At 61.9% G+C, this 20,328-nt stretch carries 25 protein-coding genes; 6 read left to right on the plus strand and 19 right to left on the minus strand.

Going from position 1 to position 20,328, the window contains the following annotated elements; translation table 11 throughout:
* Window positions 1-76 precede the first annotated feature (76 nt).
* The 4 genes from BN1233_RS37990 to BN1233_RS38005 all read left to right on the plus strand — a co-directional run bounded on the left by BN1233_RS37990 (window position 77) and on the right by BN1233_RS38005 (window position 2,993).
* Window positions 77-883, plus strand: a complete 807-nt coding sequence (locus BN1233_RS37990; protein WP_046868856.1) for a hypothetical protein — start codon at window positions 77-79, stop codon at window positions 881-883.
* 126 nt (window positions 884-1,009) lie between these two features.
* Window positions 1,010-2,350: a site-specific DNA-methyltransferase gene (locus BN1233_RS37995; RefSeq protein ID WP_046868894.1), complete on the plus strand. Its 1,341-nt coding sequence runs from the start codon at window positions 1,010-1,012 to the stop codon at window positions 2,348-2,350.
* A complete protein-coding gene (locus BN1233_RS38000) occupies window positions 2,325-2,558 on the plus strand; it encodes a hypothetical protein (RefSeq protein ID WP_046868857.1) in 234 nt (77 codons plus the stop codon). The genes BN1233_RS37995 and BN1233_RS38000 overlap by 26 nt, the downstream gene beginning before the upstream one ends.
* Window positions 2,559-2,615: 57 nt before the next feature.
* Window positions 2,616-2,993 carry a hypothetical protein gene (locus BN1233_RS38005; protein WP_046868858.1) on the plus strand — a complete coding sequence of 126 codons (378 nt, stop codon included), beginning with the start codon at window positions 2,616-2,618 and terminating at the stop codon, window positions 2,991-2,993.
* A gap of 99 nt (window positions 2,994-3,092) precedes the next feature.
* Here the strand turns inward: BN1233_RS38005 and BN1233_RS50735 are convergent, their stop codons facing one another.
* From BN1233_RS50735 to BN1233_RS38040, 7 genes are all read right to left on the minus strand, one after another.
* Window positions 3,093-4,799: a flagellin N-terminal helical domain-containing protein gene (locus tag BN1233_RS50735; RefSeq protein WP_048710412.1), complete on the minus strand. Its 1,707-nt coding sequence runs from the start codon at window positions 4,797-4,799 to the stop codon at window positions 3,093-3,095.
* Window positions 4,800-4,838: 39 nt separating this feature from the next.
* Window positions 4,839-5,630 carry a DUF1217 domain-containing protein gene (locus tag BN1233_RS38015; protein WP_046868859.1) on the minus strand — a complete coding sequence of 264 codons (792 nt, stop codon included), beginning with the start codon at window positions 5,628-5,630 and terminating at the stop codon, window positions 4,839-4,841.
* A gap of 64 nt (window positions 5,631-5,694) precedes the next feature.
* On the minus strand, window positions 5,695-6,270 hold the full coding sequence (locus BN1233_RS38020; RefSeq protein WP_046868860.1) for a hypothetical protein: 576 nt from the start codon (window positions 6,268-6,270) through the stop codon (window positions 5,695-5,697).
* Window positions 6,271-6,341: 71 nt separating this feature from the next.
* A complete protein-coding gene (locus tag BN1233_RS38025) occupies window positions 6,342-7,250 on the minus strand; it encodes a flagellin N-terminal helical domain-containing protein (protein WP_046868861.1) in 909 nt (302 codons plus the stop codon).
* A gap of 690 nt (window positions 7,251-7,940) precedes the next feature.
* A complete protein-coding gene (locus BN1233_RS38030; protein WP_046868862.1) occupies window positions 7,941-8,165 on the minus strand; it encodes a toxin-antitoxin system YwqK family antitoxin in 225 nt (74 codons plus the stop codon).
* A 329-nt stretch (window positions 8,166-8,494) separates the two neighbouring features.
* A complete protein-coding gene (locus BN1233_RS38035; RefSeq protein WP_046868896.1) occupies window positions 8,495-9,154 on the minus strand; it encodes a pyridoxamine 5'-phosphate oxidase family protein in 660 nt (219 codons plus the stop codon).
* A 57-nt stretch (window positions 9,155-9,211) separates the two neighbouring features.
* Window positions 9,212-10,183: an MBL fold metallo-hydrolase gene (locus BN1233_RS38040; RefSeq protein WP_046868863.1), complete on the minus strand. Its 972-nt coding sequence runs from the start codon at window positions 10,181-10,183 to the stop codon at window positions 9,212-9,214.
* Between the two features lie 147 nt (window positions 10,184-10,330).
* On the opposite strand from BN1233_RS38040, the gene BN1233_RS38045 reads away from it, so the two are divergent.
* Window positions 10,331-11,263: a LysR family transcriptional regulator gene (locus BN1233_RS38045; RefSeq protein WP_046868864.1), complete on the plus strand. Its 933-nt coding sequence runs from the start codon at window positions 10,331-10,333 to the stop codon at window positions 11,261-11,263.
* A gap of 64 nt (window positions 11,264-11,327) precedes the next feature.
* Here BN1233_RS38045 and BN1233_RS38050 read toward each other — a convergent pair whose 3' ends face one another.
* From BN1233_RS38050 to flhA, 11 genes are all read right to left on the minus strand, one after another.
* Window positions 11,328-11,861: an SRPBCC family protein gene (locus BN1233_RS38050; RefSeq protein WP_046868865.1), complete on the minus strand. Its 534-nt coding sequence runs from the start codon at window positions 11,859-11,861 to the stop codon at window positions 11,328-11,330.
* On the minus strand, window positions 11,858-12,223 hold the full coding sequence (locus tag BN1233_RS38055; RefSeq protein ID WP_046868866.1) for an ArsR/SmtB family transcription factor: 366 nt from the start codon (window positions 12,221-12,223) through the stop codon (window positions 11,858-11,860). Before BN1233_RS38055 ends, BN1233_RS38050 begins: the two co-directional genes overlap by 4 nt.
* 138 nt (window positions 12,224-12,361) lie before the next feature.
* A complete protein-coding gene (locus tag BN1233_RS38060; RefSeq protein WP_046868867.1) occupies window positions 12,362-13,231 on the minus strand; it encodes a CheR family methyltransferase in 870 nt (289 codons plus the stop codon).
* Window positions 13,228-14,358 (minus strand): protein-glutamate methylesterase/protein-glutamine glutaminase, encoded by a 1,131-nt coding sequence (locus tag BN1233_RS38065; protein WP_046868868.1) that lies wholly within the window; start codon window positions 14,356-14,358, stop codon window positions 13,228-13,230. Before BN1233_RS38065 ends, BN1233_RS38060 begins: the two co-directional genes overlap by 4 nt.
* Window positions 14,358-14,747 carry a response regulator gene (locus tag BN1233_RS38070; RefSeq protein WP_046868897.1) on the minus strand — a complete coding sequence of 130 codons (390 nt, stop codon included), beginning with the start codon at window positions 14,745-14,747 and terminating at the stop codon, window positions 14,358-14,360. Before BN1233_RS38070 ends, BN1233_RS38065 begins: the two co-directional genes overlap by 1 nt.
* A gap of 63 nt (window positions 14,748-14,810) precedes the next feature.
* Complete coding sequence (locus BN1233_RS38075) at window positions 14,811-15,263, minus strand: hypothetical protein (RefSeq protein ID WP_342341696.1); 453 nt, start codon at window positions 15,261-15,263, stop codon at window positions 14,811-14,813.
* Window positions 15,260-15,619 carry a hypothetical protein gene (locus BN1233_RS38080; RefSeq protein ID WP_046868869.1) on the minus strand — a complete coding sequence of 120 codons (360 nt, stop codon included), beginning with the start codon at window positions 15,617-15,619 and terminating at the stop codon, window positions 15,260-15,262. The genes BN1233_RS38075 and BN1233_RS38080 overlap by 4 nt, the downstream gene beginning before the upstream one ends.
* 90 nt (window positions 15,620-15,709) lie before the next feature.
* Complete coding sequence (locus BN1233_RS38085) at window positions 15,710-16,162, minus strand: rod-binding protein (RefSeq protein ID WP_046868870.1); 453 nt, start codon at window positions 16,160-16,162, stop codon at window positions 15,710-15,712.
* 40 nt (window positions 16,163-16,202) lie between these two features.
* Window positions 16,203-16,610 carry a hypothetical protein gene (locus tag BN1233_RS38090; protein WP_147707773.1) on the minus strand — a complete coding sequence of 136 codons (408 nt, stop codon included), beginning with the start codon at window positions 16,608-16,610 and terminating at the stop codon, window positions 16,203-16,205.
* Between the two features lie 5 nt (window positions 16,611-16,615).
* Entirely contained in the window at window positions 16,616-17,371 is a 756-nt protein-coding gene (gene fliR / locus BN1233_RS38095; protein ID WP_046868872.1) for a flagellar biosynthesis protein FliR, read from the minus strand.
* Entirely contained in the window at window positions 17,368-19,443 is a 2,076-nt protein-coding gene (flhA, locus tag BN1233_RS38100) for a flagellar biosynthesis protein FlhA (protein WP_046868899.1), read from the minus strand. The genes fliR and flhA overlap by 4 nt, the downstream gene beginning before the upstream one ends.
* A gap of 166 nt (window positions 19,444-19,609) precedes the next feature.
* Between flhA and BN1233_RS47850 the strand changes: the two genes are divergently transcribed.
* Window positions 19,610-19,780 (plus strand): hypothetical protein, encoded by a 171-nt coding sequence (locus tag BN1233_RS47850; RefSeq protein ID WP_154678341.1) that lies wholly within the window; start codon window positions 19,610-19,612, stop codon window positions 19,778-19,780.
* A gap of 199 nt (window positions 19,781-19,979) precedes the next feature.
* On the opposite strand, the gene BN1233_RS38105 is transcribed toward BN1233_RS47850, so the two are convergent.
* On the minus strand, window positions 19,980-20,328 hold a 349-nt coding region (locus tag BN1233_RS38105; protein ID WP_048710408.1), incomplete at its 5' end, for a penicillin acylase family protein.

Below are 20,328 nucleotides of genomic sequence, written 5' to 3' on the forward strand. Positions count from 1 at the left end.
ATAGCGAGAGTGATCCCCGGTGGGTTATTGGGGCCTGGGAGCTCGCAGCAAGCTCGCGAGAAACTGAGGGTGGCGCGTGGCCAGTGATCGGACCGAGGAAACGCTCCTGTGCGTGATCAATCTCTCCTACAGGAGACGCTTTTCCTGGATCCGCTGGCTAGGACTTATCGGGATACGGACCCGGAAGCCGTCCCGCTCCTCCAGCAATTCGGCCGTTGATTACGAGGTCACGGTCCGGTTCCGGGACGAGGCCGAGCCCTTCGTATCGTTCACCTATCCGGTTGACGTGAGCCCGGACTTCGCGATCGCCCGAGCCCGCACGATAGCCGCGGAACGCGAGCTCTGGCGAACCGACCGGCGCGCGTGGATGGCCAGGGCCCTTGCGCTATCCGATTCGTTCGATGAGGAAAGCGCCCGCCACCGGCACTGGTCGCTCGCGGCACGGCTCGAGGCCAAATGCTGGGTGCTGATCCAGAAAGACCTTCTGCGGGATGTCGCTCCAAATCTCGATCGCGGCCCCGGAAAGAAACTCCTCGACCTCGCCCGGAGCTATGCGGCCGAAACGCCCGACCGCGTGGCCCAGCAATTCGCCAACACCGGTCATTCCGACGCCTCATCCCAGGACCACGCCATCGCCTGCGAAGGCGATCGGATCGCCTACATCCACAATATTACGCGCTCGATCGAGATCTGCATCGATACCGCCAAGAATCGTACCCGGGGCAAGGAACTCACCAAAGCTCTGGACCAATTCGGAGTTGCCCTCGTCGATGCCTTCAGCCTGGCATGGCCCCTGCGAATGCCCGCGAGACCACAACTGTCGGCGCCCGCACGAGAGCCAGAGCTCCGGGGCAACGTTCACTACATCGATTTCAAGCGGTAGCCGATCCGCTCCGGATCCGCGCCTGTCGTCCTGACCCTGCCGTGGCGTCAGCCTGAAATGGTCGACCCGCTGCGGTCGATTCGTCCCACTCTCACGACCAGCGCCCGCTCGATGCGGGAAGATGCGATGACCCTACACAACGCTCCCTCTTCCGCCGCCGTGAAGGCGCGCCGGCGCCGGATCGACCGCGGCGTCACCACCGAAACCACCGCCCGCAAGATGACCCCGAAAACGTCACTTCAAGGACTCATGCAGCTGCCTCTACTCGAAGCTCTCGAGGAGTGTGGCGGCCAGGCCCGCCCGGGACAGATCTATGAGCGGCTCGCCGACCGGCTCGGCCTGTCCGAAGAGGTTCTCGCCGAGACCCGTACCTGTGCGGACGGTCAGAACTACCGCGTCTTCCAACAGCAGGTCCGGTGGGCCCGGCAGACCGCCGTGATGCAGGGCCTGATCGCCAAAGGCGAACGTGGCATCTGGGAACTCGCCGACCCGGCCTATGCACAGCTCCAGAAAGCCCGCCGCGGCGTCACGATCCTGATCTACTCCCTCGACAATGGCCTTGCTCTGTGGGGGCACGCCGAGGACGTGGCTTCGACGATCGAGAAGGGCTCGATCCAGCTCATCTTGACCAGCCCCCCGTACCCGGTCATCCAGCGCCAGTATGGCCGCTTCACCGTGCCGGAGTGGCTGGCCTGGATGCGCGATCTCACCGGGATGTGGAAAGACCTGCTTGCCGAGGATGGCACGCTGGCCGTGAACCTCATGGACGTCTTCGTGTCCGGGACCCCGGCCCTCTCCCCTTACATTGAGCGCTTCACGCTCTCGGCCATCGACACGCACGGGCTCCATCTCGCGGGTCGCCATTTCTGGCACAGCCCGACGAAACTCGGGAACATCCACTGGGCCGTCAAGGAGCGCGTCCGGCCGAAAAATACCATGGAGCACATCCTCCTGTTTTCGAAGTCCCCTCACCCCAACTGGGACACGCGGCGCCTGCCGAAACTCTCGTATCGCGAGAGCACGCTCGCGAGGCGCGACGAGGATGCCAAGCGGGCTCGCTCCAAGCGTCCATCAGGGTACGACATAAACCCTGACGCGTTTGCCTTCACGGAGCATGGCCCCATCCCGGGCAATCTCATCATCGCCGGCGGCGCCTCCGGGGGCGATCGCTATTCCAAGCGGTGTCGCGCGGCCGGAATCCAGGCGCACCCGGCCCGTTATCCTGAGGCCCTGCCGCGCCAGATCATTGCACTGACAACCGAGCCCGGGCAGATCTGCTATGATCCTATGGCCGGATCGAATACGACAGGAAAAGTCGCGCTCGAGATGGGCCGTCGATTCATCGCCTCCGAGGTTATGCTCTCCTACATCGAGAGCTCGGCGTTCCGGTTCGATGATCGCCCCGATTTCATCCGGCACCCATTGCTGCCTCAGACCACAAATGACAACACGCCACCTGAATTTTGAATTCTTGATTCTCGTCGGCCTTGCTGTGGTCGCTGGAGTTGTCCTTCGGACCATCGGCAGCCAGCCCTGGCCCGGTATTCTGGCCAGCATCTGCGTTCTTGGGCTTGCGACGCTCGGTGTGAAGGCTACGAACGGAATGCGATCGGTGTTGTTCATCATCGCGGTCGTGGTCGCCACGACGAACCTCACGACACTCATCCCCGTCTGATCACCCCTCGCCCGATTTTCGCGCTGCGCTAAAATCCATTCGTCACAGGAGTGCTTCTTGAAGAAATTTGCTCTGGCCACGGCTCTGGCGCTTCTCGCCGGCGGTTGCGTCCCGACCATCAACGAGACCCTCGCGGTGTCGTGCTCCGACTATATCGGCAAGCCGATCTCGACCCGCATCGCGGCCCTCGGCCCGCCCAAGACCGTCTATCGCATGAGCCCTACCCAGGTCGGATATGTCTTCGAGAGCCGCGAGACGACCTTCGTGGGCGGCGAGCCCTACTACACGGTCAATTATCTCGTCGGAGCCGACAAGCATCGCAGGCCGATCCGCCCCCTCACCACGACCTGCACGGGCGTGTTCGTGGCGCATGCCCCTTCAGATGCGACTCCGATCTCTCAACGGGTGATCGTCGACGTTATTCCCGCGCTCTAGCCTCGAGCAGAGGCCACAAATCGCCGGCCGGCCAGTCGGATATCCTCACCTGTCACGGCCGCCACTTCGGGTGATCGGCAGGACGGCCCCGATCACCGTTCAGCCACGAAACAGCGTCAGGATTATCTCACTGTCCTGGTTGGCGATGCTTAGAGCCTGAATCCCAAGTTGGTGGCGGACTTGCAGGGCATTCAGCCGGATCGACTCCTCTTCTATATCGGCATCCACGAGCGTACTGATCGAGCTCGCGTTAAGCCGGATCAACGTCTCGGTGAATTCGGCCTGATTGGTGATGCGCTGCTTCAGCGACCCCATGTTCGCAGCCGCCGCCGTCACCTTATCCAGCGTTTCGCCGACCTGCTTCAGGATCCATTCCAGGTCACCCCTGTCCTGGATCTTCGTAAGGTCGATTCCTGTTCCCTTGCGCGCAATCGAAAACCCTGTGTCAGGCGCGACGCTGTCGAGATAACCCTTGCGGAGACGCAGCGTGTCGCCCTGATAGCCCAGGTCGAAACCGACCCGCGACGGTGCCGTTCCGAAACCGACGTCCACAAGCGAGTTGCCGCCCGTCGGGGACAGGACCTCGACCGACAAGGACGATTGAAGACCAAAGGCATTCGCCTGAAACACGAGATTGTCGAGCGGCGTAATCTCATCCCGGTAGCGCACGTAAGAACTATGGGCCCCGACCCCGATCTGTGCCCAGTCGTATTGCCCGGCGTAGTTGTCCCTAAAGGACTGCCGGAGCTGTGCATTCATTACGCTCAGGAGCTCTCGGCGGGTCACGTTGGACAGGTCGTTCACCGCGCCCTGCAGTGTATCTTTGTTCAGAACGACCTCGTATCGAACGTCCGGATACTTCTCCTCGTGCGGCCTCAACGCGAAACGAAGTTCATTGGAATCGCTAAAGTCCAGCGTGTCGGACTGCCCGCTCACCGTGAAGGCCTTTTCCGCCTCACCCTCGATCGTGAACTTCACCACGTCGCCGTTCGTGACGCTCCGGGCATCGAGGTCGACAAAGCCACCGGTGTCACCAGCCGGCGGATGTGACACGCCAGGCTGGTCGGTCGTCCCGTCCGTGGCGTAACTGCCGACGATTCGCTTTGTAGGATCGACCGATGTGAGCCGCAGAGTTCCATCGACCACCGAGGCCTCCACGATCCCTGTGAGCTCCGGATCATCATTGATGCTCCTCGCGGCCCAATAAACCGAGTCGAAGTGCAGACCCGCGCTGATGGCCGGGTAGATGTTGTCCGGAAAGGTGTAGGCGTCGAACAAGCCGAACGCCGTCACCTCCATATCGATCGTCGTGACGGTGCTCGCACCGGAATGGCTCGCCGACACTCCCGCCACCAGCTGTCGCTGGAGCGGAAGCTCATCCGGCCCCGGAGTCGAATCCACCGATAGCCAGTTCTGGCCATTGAACTGTGCCGCGTTGGCCGTCTGGCGCATCTTCTCCTGCAGTCCGGAGATCTCCCCCTGGATGGCGGCCAGATCGGCCCCCGGCTGCTGCGCCGCCGTCACCTTCGCGAGCATATTCTGAAGATTATTGACCGTCGTCGCGATCCCTCGATACATGGTATCGACCATGGCCTCGCTCGACCTCAGCGCATCCCGGGCGGCGCCGAGCGCTCCATTGTGCGATCGTATCTTGGTGGCGATGGACCAATAGGAAGCCCCGTCCGCCGCCGAAGCGATTCGCAACCCGGTGGATACCCGGTTGCTCGTTGTCGCCAGTTCCTTCTGGGTGGACTGGAGCATTCGAACGGCCGTCAAGCTGGCCAGATTTGTCCGGATTGAGCTCATGGTCAGGCTGGCCCTATGTTGCCTTGCGTTCCGTCCTGATTACATGCCGCCCAATCTGAGCTTCGAGATGCTCATCATCAGATCGACGCCGATTCCCGGAGCACCGTCGTTCGTCTGGCCGAAGAGGCTCAGGATGGGAGACATGGTCTCCGGAGTGGAATTATTCATGTCCCACATGGCGGTGAACCGCTGGATCAGCTTGTCGACCTTCTTGGGATCCTGCAGGTCCTTCACGTCGAGGTGCTTCTCCAGGTTCCGGACCTGCACATCGAGGTCCGCCTTCGAGGCGCCCTCGGGAATGCCGAACGTCGTCTGAACGAATTTCAGGACTGCCTTGTCGGCCAGAAGCCCCATGGTCGTCTTGATCGTGGGCGCCTTGCGCTTGAAGTAGAGCGCGAGCTGAATGCCCTGGTTCTTCTCTCCCTCGTTCGTCTCGAGCGTGATCTGAACGTAGCGCTGAACCGCCTCGGTCGTGGCGCTGGCCTCGGCTGTCGCCTCCGGGCCCTTCCCAGCAAAATCGAAAGCCGTGGCGAACTCCTTGTAGAGCGGGTTGCTCATCTTGTTCGCCATGCTCTTCTTGTCGGTGATCCCCTCGGTGAGCAGCTTCTTGATGAGTGCCTTGCCGTAGGCCATATCCTCGAGGCCATAGGCCTTCATGGCATACTTGAAGAGGCGATCATTCTTGATGAACTCATCGATCGTTTTGACGTTCTTGATGTTCGCGAGATAGTAGTCCGTCTCGCGCTTCACGACGGCGTCTTTCTCGATCAGCGCCTTCGTTCTCGCCAGATTGGTATTGATGATCTGGTACTGTGCTGAGGTGGTGATCATAATCCGGCCTGCAAAAATCGTTTAGGTGAGAAATAGAACCACTAGGCTTTAAAGGATAGTCAGGCTACGTCCCGGGCAGGGCACCGCAGTCCTTCCGGAATCGATCGGCGACAGACCGTGTGTCCTCGCGATTGAGCTTGAACTTCGATGGCCGTCGATCCAGCCGATAATCGGACAGTTCGACCACCAGGGTCTCCGCGTCCGTCAGCTTTTCGAGAAATCCCTTGACCGGTTCACCGCCCGACATCTGCCCGTAATGGTCCCGATAGGTCCAGTTCGATACCTCCGGACTTCCGTCATCGAACCAGTAGACTGTGCTCCGCCCACGCGGACTGCTCTTCCCGAGGAACTGTCTCTGGGCGACTGTTGCCGTTACGGAGATAGCTGCCGGATGCTCTTCGTCGAACACTTTCGTGCAGGCCAGCCAAAGGTAGGCTCCATCATCGGAGCGTGTCCGGGCGTAGACAGCCTCAGATCGCTTCTCGGCGTCCCGGTTGACCGCATATTCCCAGGATCCGAAGGAGGTTGCGGCGGCTTGGGCTCCGGCAGAAACACCGTATCCCACGAGGCAGGCAAGCGCGCCAGCGATAGCACACCTGATCGAACTCGATCTGTGCGAGAATTGCTCAATCATCATCATTCGATCCCCACCAAAAGAAAAGGCCCCACCTTTCGCAAGGCGGGGCCTCTCTCGCCGTCAGGCTGAGGCTCTTATTGGAAGAGCTTCAGGATCATCTGGCTGTTCTGGTTGGCGATCGAGAGCGCCTGCACGCCGAGCTGCTGCTGGGTCTGCAGAGCCTGGAGGCGGGTCGAAGCCTCGTTCATGTCGGCGTCGACGAAGGTGCTCACACCAGCCTCGAGCGAGTCCGACAGGACGCCAATGAACTCTTCCTGGGTCTCAAGAAGGGCCTTGTTGGCACCGAGCATCGCAGAACCCTCCGTTACGGCCTTGATCGCGGCATCGACCGTCAAGAGATGAGCGTCGATTTGGGCGGTCGTGGTCGTTCCGGCAACGAGCTTGATACCCGCAATACCAGTACCAGGATCGAGCGTACCGGCAGTAGTAGTATCAGTCCCACCGAGCAGACCACCAATTCCGGCTGCCGAGTCCTCAAACAGACGGGTCTTCGTGGTGTCGATCTTAAGCGTCTGGACCTTGTTGGTGGAGCCGTCATACGACACAACCAGCTCAGGCTCAGCAGTCGGAGCAGCGCCACCGACCCAGTTCTGCTCATTGAACACCGCCGAAGCGGCCGCGCTCTTCATACCTTCGATGTGCGCGGCGAACTCACCCTGGATCTTGTCCAGATCAGCACCTGGCTGACGCGCCGTGACCAGGCCTTCCTTCATCTTGTTCAGATAGGTGAGAGCCTTGTCCATGGCGGACGTAAAGGTGTTGATCATGGCCTTGCTCTGCCCGATGGCATCCTTGACCGCGCCAAGAGCGCCGTTGTCGGACTTCATCTGCGTTGCAATCGACCAGTAGGACGCGTTGTGCGAAGCTTCGCCTACGCGCAGACCGGTCGAGATCTGGCCTTGAGTTTTCGAAAGAGCGCTCTGCGTGGTCTTGAGGGACTGCAGGGCGGTCATCGCGGACAGGTTGGTATTGATCGAAGACATGCTTGTACTTCCTTACGTTCTGAGATTGTCGAGAAAATGGATTCAGGACATGTCGGAGTTCCACCGACACAACGGACTAGGGCATCATGCCTCGAACCGAAGTTCTTATCCGCCGCTCATTACATCCGGGCTTTCACCGGTAAAATGGAAGGGCATCATGCCTAGCCTTCACGAGAAGGCATACCATAGTGCTTATCGATTCTTGGTTTGATTTTGAGGTCGCCCCGCCGTCGATGGACATTCAATACGGGCAGCGATTTTCGCCGTCAACATCAAAATTCGGGGCGGGATCATTTTCTGGAAATTGTCCCAATCGACGTTTTGGAAAAAATGCAACGGGAATAAATCGTGCGCGGCGCTGGTGGGCGCGGCTCGTCCGCTCAGAAGTTTTATTGCCGGTGTGAGCTTGCCCGAAAATAAGAAGCGCCGCACAAAAGCCCACAACGGCTTGACCCTCGGGCTTCGAATTTATATAAAAATTCCACGTCGCACGGATCGGGGGTTTTGCTCCTTGGACCTTCGAGAAAGCCGTGCGACGTGCCCCTTTTTGTGGTTCTCAGCACTCCGCAAAAATGAAAACCCCGGTCGCGAGCCGGGGTTTTTTCTTGGCCGAATTCTTAATTCGGGAATCGGGGTTCCTCGATCTGGGAAAAGCCGTCCGGATTTGGCGAATCGGGTCGCAGCCGTTCGCTATTTCTGTTTCATCAGAGTGACCTTGTAGATCTTCCCTTTCGAGTCGTAGGTGGTCCATTCTCCGACCTGCATTCCGTTTTGGAAATAACCGGAGCGCAGCTTTGTGCCATCCGTACGGAACCACTCCCAGTATCCGGTGGGAATGTCGTCGATGGTCTGCCCTTTCGCCCACAGACTGCCGTCCCTGTGACGCTTCTCGAAAGGCAAGATCTCTGATGCCATCAATGGGCCTCCTCCTCCAAAACGCAGCGGCACCATAGCGGTCCTGTTCATCTCACGGCAAAGGCAGCATCTTGCCCAAGGCTGCCTTAGGCAAGGGCCGCACGTGCGAGGCGTGCCGGGCGCACCATCAGTTCCCTAGCCAAAGATCGCTGATTAGGGCTGCCGCAAAAGAGATACACTTCATCCCGGTGCCTCCTTGTCCTTGCGTTCAGCCGCCTGAGGCGCCTCTGTTCGTCCTACGAACAGCTGCCGCCCAGTGCGCGATGATCAGGGCAAAGGTGACAAGATTTCTGGGGAGATCGATGGCCGGCTGCCGCTCGGGTAGCACGTCACGCATCCGCAAGTTGGCGCGAGAGGAGCTCACGCTCGAGCCTCAGACGGTCGTTCTCGGCGCGCAAGCTCGCAAGCTCGTTGCGCACGGTCGCAAGCACGTCTCCGATCTCGGCCTCAGTGAACCGAGGGGTGATGTGCTGCGGGCAATTCCAGTCGAACGCTTCGACTTCGATCAGAACGGCTCGCTCAACCCGGCCAGGATAACCCGGGACAGAAAGCGTCTCTGCCAAAGCTGAGTCGTCTCTTGCGTCCACGACCTGCATGCGGCCGAAGATCTTCAATCGACGCTGGTGGGCATAGTCCATGAGAAAGAGGGACATGCGGTCGTTCACTGTGCTGTTACCGATGGACACATACTGTCGATTGCCCCGGAAATCCGCATAACCCAGCGTGTGCCCGTCCAAAACCCGCAAGAAGCCTGTTGGTCCGCCGCGGAACTGGACATACGGCCAGCCTGTCTCGGATACGGTTGCAAGATAGAATCCGTCGCGACCTGAGATAAACTCGGCTTCCGCTGGCCCGAGCCGGTCGTTGCGCACGGGGCCGTCAGAGCCGAGCGTGCCATCGAGCTTGGCGTATTGGGCGGCGCTGCCATAGCGCTCGCGCGCTGCCTTCACGGCCGGCGTCGAGGCAAGCTCAAGATACTTGTGAAGCATTGATGCCTCCTGCGTGGTCTTGGGGTTGATGCTCCAGGCGCTGATCGTTTGGGCCATTCAATCCTGGTAAGCCCATGCGGCAGCGAGCCAGCGCAGATGACCGTTGTCGGAGATTATCCGGCCGAGACCCGGAAATGGCATGTGCGTAGCCGCAATGAGTGCGCCCTCCTCGGCAGCGCGCGGGAAAAAGCGGGCTCGCATGGCCTGGGCAGCCGCACGATCCTGTTCGAAGAGGAAGTTGATGTCGGTCGCCGCCGGATGAACGACGGGGAACAGCATATCGGAGACCATCAGCAGGCTCTGCCCGGCATCCGCGATGCGGACTCCGATGTGCCCTGGCGTGTGACCCGTGAGGTCGACGATGGAGACGCCGCGCACAATCTCGCGCTCTCCGTCGATGGCCTGCAGCTTGGGATAGAGGCGGACCACGTCGGCGGAGAGCCGGAACCCGTTGTGAAGGTAATCGGGGGCAGCGGCGCGCTTGGCCGGATCCGTCCAGTGGGTGACGTCGCGCCGATCGATGTAGAGCTCCGCACGGGCGAAGTTTGCTTGCCCACCAGCAACGAGGCCGCCGATATGGTCCTGGTGCATATGGGTGACGATCACCGCGTCGATCTGATCGCGACTGAGCCCCAAGGCAGCGAGCGCCTGCGGGAGCTGTCCCGACTGTCCGAGCGAACCGGCAGGCCCGGTATCGATCAGGATGCGGTGGTCGCCGTCCTCGATCAGATACTGATTGAACAGAAAGCGAATGCCGGAGGGCCGAGCCGCGAACTGCACCTTCGCGGCGGCTTCGATCTCCTGGGCTGTTCGGCCGGGAAAGTAACTGAACGGCATATCCGTGTAGCCGTCGGTGAGAGCCGTCACCGTAAAGCGGCCGATCCTCACCTGCGCGAGAGGTGTCGCCACGTTCGCGGTCGCGGCGGGTGAACGCGCATTCGCAGCACCGGCAACCGTAGAGAGTGTGCCCGCGGTGAAAGCGGCTGTGGAAGGACCGAGAGCGAAAGCCCGGCGGGAGAGATCAATCATGGCTGGCTCCTCTGGAGCAGGGTTCGAGGTTCACGGCACTGGCTAATCAGCACTGCGGTGCTGGAACGGCCGGAAAACTAGCTCTCCCATTTTCAGGGTGGTAGCCTGGGATTCCGGGACGCTCCCACCCATTATCCGGAAGGCTCGATGGACCGTTTTGACGCCATGTCGGTGCTTCTCGCCGTTGTCGAGGAGGGCAGCCTGTCGGCCGCCTCCCGACGCCTGCGCTCACCGCTCACGACCGTCAGCCGAAAGGTGGCGGATCTGGAACGACACCTGCGGGCCCAGCTCATCGTGCGTACAAGCCGGCGTGTTGAACTCACAGAGGCAGGTCGCGCCTACGTCGCGGCGGCCAAGCGCATCCTCGAACAGGTGCAGGATGCAGAGAGCGCCGCAGCCGGCGAGTACAGCGTGCCACGCGGCGAATTGCACGTCACAACCCCTGAAATATTCGGGCGACGGTACGTGCTCCCGGTCGCGCTGGGGTTTCTTGCCGAAAATCCCGAGATCACCTTGCGGCTCTTCCTCGCCGACCGGCAGGTCAACATGGTCGAGGAGCACGTCGATGTCGCGGTGCGGATCGGACACCTGGAGGATAGCGGCCTGATTGCGACACGCGTTGGCGCGGTTCGTCGGGTGATCTGCGCGAGCCCCGCCTACCTCGCCCGGCGCGGCACGCCGCGGACGCCGGCGGATCTGAAGGACCATGATGGGATCACGTTCCGCGGCTTTCCCATCGCCCCCGAATGGCGCTACCGGAAGGATGGCGCAGCCTTCGTGGTCGAGCCGAAAACGCGGCTGGCGGTCAACGCGACAGACGCGGCAATCGACGCAGCTTTGGCCGACCTCGGCATCATCCGTGTGCTCTCGTATCAGGTCGCAGACGAGCTGAAGTCAGGCGCCCTGCAGGCGGTTTTGGAGGAGTTCGCACCGGAGCCGTTGCCGGTGAGCCTCGTCTACCCGGATGGGAGCCACTTGCCGCCGAAAGTCCGAACTTTCCTGGACTGGACCATTCCAAAGCTCCGGGCGCGCCTTGCCGATCCGGGGTCAATGCAAGCAAGGAGAGCGGCGCGCGATTGACCCGGCCTGGCTTATGGAGACGCTCCGCTTAGTCCGACCAAGCGGAGCCTCGCCAGGAATTCCGTCAGGCCGGCAACCGCTGATCGTATTCGCTCTTGAGTCGGCTCCAGCCATTCCAGAACGGCTGCGGCTCCTCGCCCTTCGCGCGAGCGACCAAGATGTCGAGGTGCATGTGCCAGCCGGCGCTGACATTCAGCATGGTGGCGCGGTCCGGCAGACGGCGGTGGATCACGGTGAGCAGCACCTCCTTGCCCTGGGGCTCCAGCTCAAACGAGACGCCGCCGGTGCTCCCCCAGCTGATGGCGAGCTTGCGGGGTGGATCGAGCTCGGTAATCCGGCTCTGCATCCGGTGCTCGTCGGGAAAGCCGGGCGGCCGCTGGCCGGGCGAGTCGGTCAGCTCGTCATTGCGCCAGACCAATTCAAAGGGCGAGCCGACCTTCATTTCCATCTCGCCCGCGGCCAGCCACTGGCGGCGTAGGTCACTTTCCGTGAGATACGCCCAGACGCGCTCGACGGGACCGGGCAGAAGCCGCTGGATTATCAATGTGGCCGGCTCGGTCAGCTCGCCATAGGCATCCAGGGTCACGAGTTCACTCATCGGTCATCTCCTTTGGGGGTTGGGGTCTTACGGGTGTCCTCCTCACGAAGGAGCCGTTCCAGCACATCCAGACGGTCGGTCCAGAAGCGTTCGTAGAAGCCCAGCCACTGGTGGGCGCTCGCGAGCGGTCCAGGGTCGAGGCGACAGAAATGAGTGCGGCCGCGTATCTCGCGCCGGATCAGCCCCGCGTTCTCCAGCACCTTGATGTGCTTCGAGGCGGCCGCAAGCGAGATCGCAAAGGGCTCCGCGAGCTGGCCCACCGTTCGTTCGCCGTCCGCGAGTTCGCGAAGCATCCGCCGACGAGTGGCGTCGCCCAGGGCGTGAAAGACGGTGTCGAGCCGGAGTGTCTCATATTCAACCATGTGGTTGAATATGAGGGCGCGCTTTCAGAAAGTCAACCGACTGGTTGAATATACCGAGGAGATCTTAGAGCTGTCGCGGCGCGGACACGATCGACAATCGCGCGTCCTCGATACTGACTCAGCGGAGTGCCCTGCCGATCATCGGACTCCGGCCAAAGCAGGCCGCGCTAGTGGCACCTGCGCACCCGCCGCCTTCGGATCGGCTTTGACATAGAGACCCCTGTAGGCTGGATCCAGGGTGAACGCGTCGGTGATTCCGAGAACCGTCTCGGACGCTCCGAGCACCAGCGATCCATCGGGTGCAAGCGCCTTTGCGAGGCGCCGGAAAACATCCGTCTTCGTGGGCAGATCAAAATAGATCAGCACGTTGCGGCAGTAGATGATGTCGAACTGGCCGAGCCGGCTGAAATCCTGAATCAGATTAAGCTGACGGAAATCCACCATCGAGCGGATCTCGCGTGAGATCCGCCACTGATCGCCTGTGTTGGTGAAATGCTTCATCATCAGGCGAATCGGCAATCCACGCTGGACCTCGAACTGGTTGTAGATGCCGGCCTTCGCCTTCTCGAGCACCTCGGTCGAAATGTCGGTCGCGATGAGCTCGACAGACCACCCCGCCAGTTTCGCTGCAGCGTCGTTGAGCAGCATCGCCAACGAATACGGCTCCTGGCCGGTCGAGGCCGCCGCGCACCAGATGCGCAAGCGCTTGGTCGAGGCTCTCTCCTTCAGGTAGCGGGGCAGGAGCACGTCCTGAAAAATGTCGAACGGCACCTTGTCCCGAAAGAAAAAGGTCTCGTTCGTGGTCATCGCCTCGACGACCGTTTTTTCGAGCTCGATCGCGCGGCCATTCTTGAGTTCGGCGATCAGACGCGACAGAGTGCCGAGCTTGAATCGGGTGCAAACAGGTCCGAGGCGGCTCTCAACCAGGTATCGCTTGTCCGGCGTCAGGGCCAATCCCGAACGAGCCTTCAGGAAGTTCCTCAGGACTTCGAATTCGATGTCATTCATTTCGCAGGCCCCGTGATCATGTTCCGCAGGGACGGGCCAATCGCTTCGAGCGGCAGGATCTCGCGGGCCAGGCCGGCCTTGGCGATGCTGCCCGGCATTCCCCAGACGATACTGCTGGTTTCGTCCTGTACGATCACGGGCGCACCGGCCTTCACCAAGGCGCGTGCACCCTCGGTTCCGTCTGATCCCATCCCGGTCAGGACGACAGCCAGCGCCGCTGGGCCGAATGCCGCTGCGGCGTCCCTGAACAGGACATCGACAGCCGGACGGCAGAAATTCTCGGCCGGGCCATCGCTCAGCCGGATCGACGGCTTACCCCCGGACATGGACAGGCCCATGTGCCGTCCTCCGGGCGCGACGAGGATGGTGCCGGGAAGGAGCGGGTCGCCATCGCGAGCCTCGCGAGAAGGCACCGAGACAAGGGACTGGAGGTGTTCAGCAAAGACGGCCGTGAACATCGGCGGCATATGCTGCACGATGAGAACAGGAAGTTGTTTCAGAGCTGGGCCAAGATCGACAAGAACTCTCTCGACGGCGCGAGGACCGCCTGTCGATGAACCAATCACCAGACATTCGGGACGTGCCGGCACCAGCGCCGGCGAGATGCGTAATGACGTCGTCGCAGAATTCGACGTCGGTGCTGCGGCGATCCTGGGTCGCGGCTTCGCGCCCCCCAGCGCGCGGAGCTTGTCGATCAGGTCGCGCCGAAAATCGGCTGAGGATCCGGCAATTCTCGTGCTTTCCGGTTTGGCCAGGTAATCCACGGCGCCGAGTGAAAGACACTTCAGCGACACCTCGGCGTTCCGCTGAGTCAGGGTCGAGATCACGATGACCTTGATGCCGCTCTGCGCTTTCAGGAGGAGCGGCAGAGCTGTCATCCCGTCCATCTCGGGCATCTCGATGTCCATCAGGACGATGTCCGGCTTGACCCGCCGGACTGCCTCGACGGCGAGCCGCCCGTTGGCGGCTGTCCCAACGATCTCGAAGCCTCCGGCCTCCGTGAGCCAGCGGGCGATCAGACCGCGGATGATCGCGCTGTCGTCCACGATCATGATCCGGATCGCCGGACCTGCCGACCTTGGTGGGTCCACGGGTCTCGTCGGCAGTGAGGCGGTTCCAAGCGACATCACAGAGCGCCTCCGGATGACACCCGCAGGACACCGATCTCCTGAAGCTTCGCGACTAGGATGTCCTTGTCGAATGGCTTCATGATGTATTCGTCCGCCCCGGCTTCCAGAGCTCGCGCAATGAAGCTCATGTCGTTCTCGGTCGTGCAGAACACGACTTTCGGCGCCGATCCCGAGGGGGACGCACGAAGCTGCTTCAGAAAGCTGTGGCCATCCATGACCGGCATGTTCCAGTCGAGCAGAATGACGTCGGGCATCTCCGATCGACAGGCCAACAGCGCCGCCTCTCCGTTCTCGGCCTCGCTCACGCGAAATCCAAGGCCCTCCAGCATCTGTCGGGAAACTTTCCGGATCGAGCGAGAATCATCGACGATCAGACAATGGTTCATGGGCTGCCCCATTACGCGCGGTTCGAACCAAGGCGCTTGTTGTTGTTGGACCGACGGCGCCCGCTACGAGCGGATGTCCGCCTTCTCGACGAAATTAATATTCTCGACCAGAATTTCTTTGACGAGCTCGGTCCCGAGGCGCTTGTTGACGTTCGCCTTTACGTTGCCGAGCATCGTGTTAACGTTGTAGCGGGACAGCTTTCGGAAATCCAAGGTCGGGTCGGCGTAGATGTAGCGAAACGCCTCGTCCTGAACGAACGTCTCAGCCGGAACCGAGATCTCGTGCAGGGTCTTCGCGTCGGCCGTGAACACCATATTGGCGACGACGTAGCCCTGGACGGCCCCTTCCGCGATGACCGGAATGTTCATGGCCGGGAGCTTCTTGTATTGAAGCCCCTCCAAGTATTCCTTTTTCGGCGCCGCCGCCGGTGTGCCGGTCGCCCACGTCACCGCGCCGTAGCACGAGGCCAGCGTAATCCCGCAGATCCAGAAGCCCGTGACGATGTTCCTGATCACAGGCCGGCACTCGGGCTCGCAACGGTCGCAAGCCTCCGCCCGGCCATGTTGGCCGAATAGGTGCCGTCGGAGTTCGCGCCCTCGATCGCGGTCGACACGATGGTCGAGATTTCCTGAACCGCCCGCATGTAGCGATCGAGAATGTTCTGGTTGACTTCCAGCTTCGCCCGCAGACCCTCGAAGCGCGCCACCTGAACGGCCTCGATCGTCACCGTCCGGATCATCCGGGTGATCTCGAGAAGGCTCTGGCTCTTGCGGCGATTGAACTCGTCCATCGCGCTCAGATCGCGCGCCAGGAGAGCCGCCGTCTCGGCATCGATGGTCTCTTCGAGACGATCAAGAGTCTTGGTAAGCATGACAATTTCCCCAGCCTAAGAATGTGATGTGAAGCATGAGTTCGATGCCTGCGGGCCACTTGCCCGCAAGCTGCAAGCTGTGTGGAGCGTTCAGGCGCTCGACGTTTCGGATTTTCTGCTCAGGATCTGGTCGGCGATGCCGATTCCGCCACCCTTCGCGACCTGCCCGGCAATCTGCTCGGCCAGCATGGACTTCCAGATCGCCCCGGTGTTGCCCTTGCCGTATGTGTTCTCGGCATTCTTGGGCAGCATCGATTCGACGAAGGTCTGGAGAACGAACGCCTCGAATTGCTGGAGAGCGAGCTTCGAGCGATCCGTCTCGGCCGATTGAACGGCATTCTTGATCGTGTTGCGGGCCGAGTAGCTGTCGAACCCGCCCGCAATCAGCGGCTCCGCGCTGGCGACCTGCATCGCCTGATCGAATCCGGCCGGATCGGCCGGCTTGGCGCCCTCGCTGAGTTTGGCCGATGCCATCTGGAACCGGGCCGGATCGGCCGCCCGGGCCACGTCCAGGACAATGTCGGAGGGCGGTTTGATCGCCATGTCTTGACTCCTGTTGGTCGTTATCTAAGCGCCCTATAACTCACGTAGCTTTCGCCGGGCTTGCATCGCCGCGCGCCGCGATCGAATCGAGGATGCCGAGAAGGTCGCTTTTCTCGGTCTCGCGGCGGTGAACCTCCTTCAGGCTCGTCACCATTTTCTCGGTTCGCTTGACCTGCATGGCCCGGTCGAGGGTCACGCCCGCCTGGACGAGCCGGTCGGCCTCGACCTGGTTTGCTTGCGCGGCCAGAGACTGGAGCCGCTTCGCCGCCGCATCGACGAATAACCCATAGAGCTTCTCGTCATCGTTCAGCGTCTCGATCAGCGCGACTTGTGCCGCCTCCAATTCAGCTCCCTTGCGCTGCAGCCGGACGAGTTCCCACTCGGCCATCGTGTGCAGCTGTTTCTGGACCTTGCGCACCCGGTCCAACTTCTTGAGCCTCGGGTTCATCGCCGTCACCCGTTCCGGAGCCAGGTCGAGAACGAGTCCATGAACAGGAGCATGAAGTCGCTGACCAGGAAGTACATCAGCAGCAGACCGCCCAGCATGATGAATGGCGTGGCCAGAAAGAACACCGGGATCTGCGGCGTCATCTTGTTCGTCAGACCGACCGCGAGGTTCACGACGACCGAATAGATGATGAAGGGCGCACTGACCCGCAGCGCCACCACGAAGGCCGCTGTCGACTGGTCCGCAATCTGCATCAGGGAGAATTGTGCCCCGAACCCCTCCCCGAGCGGGATCCGGCCGTAGGAGGCGACAAGGCCACGGAACAGCTCCCAATGCATGTCGGAGAGAAACAGCACCGCCGTCGCGACCATCATGATCAGGGAACTGATCGCCGGCAGCGGCTCCGATTCATCCACCGGCGTGCCCGCCATGCCGCCGACGCCGATCGACATCGCCACCGCCGTCGCGAGCGTCTGCAGCGCGAAAAAGTAGATCCGGCCGAGGAGCCCGATCGTCAGCCCCGTCAGGGTCTCCGACGCGATGTAGAGCAGCATCGTCGCGGGCGCCTGATTGGCGAGTCCGGCCTGCGCCTTGTCGAGGACCAGCGGTGCAACCGCCAGTGACGACGACAGGGCGATGAACAGGCGGACCTGCATCGGAATCCGGTTGCTGGAAAACCCAGGCACCATCATCAGGCACCCGCCGATCCGGCAGAAGATCAGGAAAACCCCGAGCAGGGTCTCGGAGGTCAGGCCGGTCACGCGATCGTTCCCAGCGCCTTCACGTCGACGCCGCGCGCGATCTCGAGATGGGACAGAACCGGCAGCGTCGAGAACATGCGCTCGACGATCATCCGGACATAGGGCCGGGCATCGGGGGCGGTCACGATCGCAAAGCTCGGGACCTGGGCCATCCGCTGCTTGATGGCCTCCGAGGCTTCCGTGCCGAACTGCTCGACGAGGCGCGGATCGAGATCGAACTCCACCACGTCGCCCTTTGGGTCGCGTTTGAGGCTCTGGTGGAAGGTGAGGTCCCACTTGTTGCCGAGCCGCAGGATGTTCAGGGTTCCGCCGTCGGCGAGGTCGCCACAGATCTGCTGGGAGATCCGCACCCGGACGTGCTCGACGAGCTGCTCGGCCCGGCGGGCATGCGGCGCCACCTCGGCGATCGCCTCGAGGATCAGGCTCAGGTTGCGGATCGACACCCGCTCGGCAAGCAGGAGCTTGAGCACCGCCTGCAGGCCGGAATACGTGATCTGCGACGGGCAGATCTCGTCGAGCAGGCGCTTGTATTCCGGCTCGAGCCGGTCGAGCAGCTGGCGCATGTCCTTGTAGGACAACAGATGCGGGAGGTTGTTGCGGATCACCTCGCTCACATGGGTCAGGAGCACCGAGCTGCCTTCCACGGGCGGGAAGCCCTGCCGCTTGAGCTCGTTGGCATAGACATCGGAGACCCACAGGGCCTTCATCCCGAACGCCGGCTCGCGGATCTCGTCGCCCGGAACGTCCGGCATCGGGGCATCCCCCACGACGACGAGCAGCTCGCCCGGCCGGATCTCGCCGCCGGCCACGACCGTGCCGTGGATTTTCACCTGATAGCTCTTGGGCGGGATCATCAGGCTGTCGGACAGTTTGATGTCCGGAACCACGAAGCCGTATTCCTGCGCGAACTTCTTGCGCATCTTGCTGACGCGGTGTGGGAGGTCGCTCTGCGCGCCCGAGAACTGCGAGGCCAGGTGCTTGCCGAGCACGAGCTCGATCTCCGGGGTCTTGAGCGACTCCTTGACCGACTCCTTGGCTTCCAGAAGAGCCTGCTGCTCGATCTCGGCCTGCTTCGCCGCGGCCTGGGCCTTCTCTTCGGCCTGGCGCTTCGGGATCGTGTAGGCGACGAACCCCATCAGCGCGCCGAGCGACATGAAGGGCAGCATCGGGAGGCCCGGGAACATCGCGAAGACGAACATCAGCCCGGCGGCCACCCACAGGGCCCGCGGATAGGCGCTCAGCTGCCCCAGGACGGCCTGCTGGGCCTGGCCGCGGGTTCCGCCCTTGGACACCAGCAGACCCGCCGCAAGGGACACCACGAGGGCCGGAATCTGCGATACAAGGCCGTCGCCGACCGACAGCTGCGTGAACACGTCGGCCGCCTTCGACAGCGGCATGCCGTGCCGGGTCACACCGATGATGATGCCGCCGAAGATGTTCACCGCGATCGTGATCAGGCTTGCGATTGCCTCGCCGCGGACGAACTTCGAGGCGCCGTCCATCGAGCCGAAGAACGAGCTTTCTTCTTCCAGCTCCCGCCTTCTGGTCTGGGCCTCCTTCTCGTCGATGAGGCCCGCGGAGAGATCGGCGTCGATCGCCATCTGCTTGCCCGGGATCGCGTCGAGGGTGAAGCGGGCCCCGACCTCGGCGATGCGCGTGGCGCCCTTGGTGATCACCAGGAAGTTCACGGTGACCAGGATGACGAACACCACAATCCCGATCACGAAATCGCCGCTCATCACGAAGCGGGAGAAGCCGCTGATCACGTGACCCGCGGCGTCGATGCCCTGATGTCCATGGGACAGGATCAGACGCGTCGAGGCGATGCTCAGCGCCAAGCGCAACAGCGTAGCGATCAGGAGGACGGTTGGGAACGCCGAGAACTCGAGCGGCTTCTGGATCCAGAGCGCCACCATGAGGATTAGCACCGACAGCGCGATCGAGAGGGCGAGGCCCATATCGATCAGGAGGGGCGGAATCGGCAGGAACAGAATGGCCAGGATGCAGACGATACCGGCCGCAAAGGCCATATCCCTGCCGCGGTCCCGCTTTGCAAGCTCGCCAGCAATCATCGGTGTTGTCTCAATCACGAACAGAAATTCGAGACAGATATGCACCACGAAGCTTGCGCGAGGGTGGCCTCGCCGCGATCAGCCGGCCGAGCGATATTCACGCGGAATCCCTAAGGGCGTGACAGAGGGCCGGAAAGACCATGGGATTGCGACAGGAGACAGCCCCATGAGCAACGCCGCCGAAAAGCTCACAGTCGCCCAGCACGCGACCGACGCCATCCTCGAGGCCCTTGGACAGGCCCGCGAGTTCCTGGAGCGGGCGGCTTACATCAACGGGGCTGGAATCCTGGCCGACCCATCGGCAATAGGCGGCCACGGCCTTGTGGACTCTCCCTAACGCCTATTGGAGGTGAACAAGAACGGGGCCTTCAAGTCTTTCGCGGCGTGAAAGGCCAGACCATGAGAGTGAGGATCGCCCGTGTGATCTGATCGGAGAACCTCAGATCATCGGCTGCGAGCTGCGCGCAGCCTGTCCCAGCCTTGCCGGTATATCCTCGGCCACTGCACATCGAGATGGAGTGACCGAGAGGTCAAGATTATTGAGCTGGCGTCAGCCTGATCGCCTCGCGAGCCGCTCGCTCCACGGCCTCGCGGGAATAGACCAGCGGCACGTATTCGCCGCTGACCCACAGGGGGGCGAGGTCCCGGTAATGCGGGCTAAACGGATCTCCCGACTGTCCGGGCGTGTTGACGGTTACGCTCTGATCCCAGTTCCCCACATCCAGAACCATCCGGAACGAGGCGCCCGCCGTGACCCGGAAATCCATGGCCCGATAGGTCGCTGCAAAGGGGCTGAAGGCCGAGCCGCCCATCGCCAACCGGCCAACCGTCATCTGCGCGCGGGTCGGATCGTCGGCGAGCGGCGAGAGCGCATGCTCGAACTGT

Source organism: Microvirga massiliensis (genome assembly GCF_001006805.1).
In the GTDB taxonomy this organism is placed as follows: domain Bacteria; phylum Pseudomonadota; class Alphaproteobacteria; order Rhizobiales; family Beijerinckiaceae; genus Microvirga; species Microvirga massiliensis.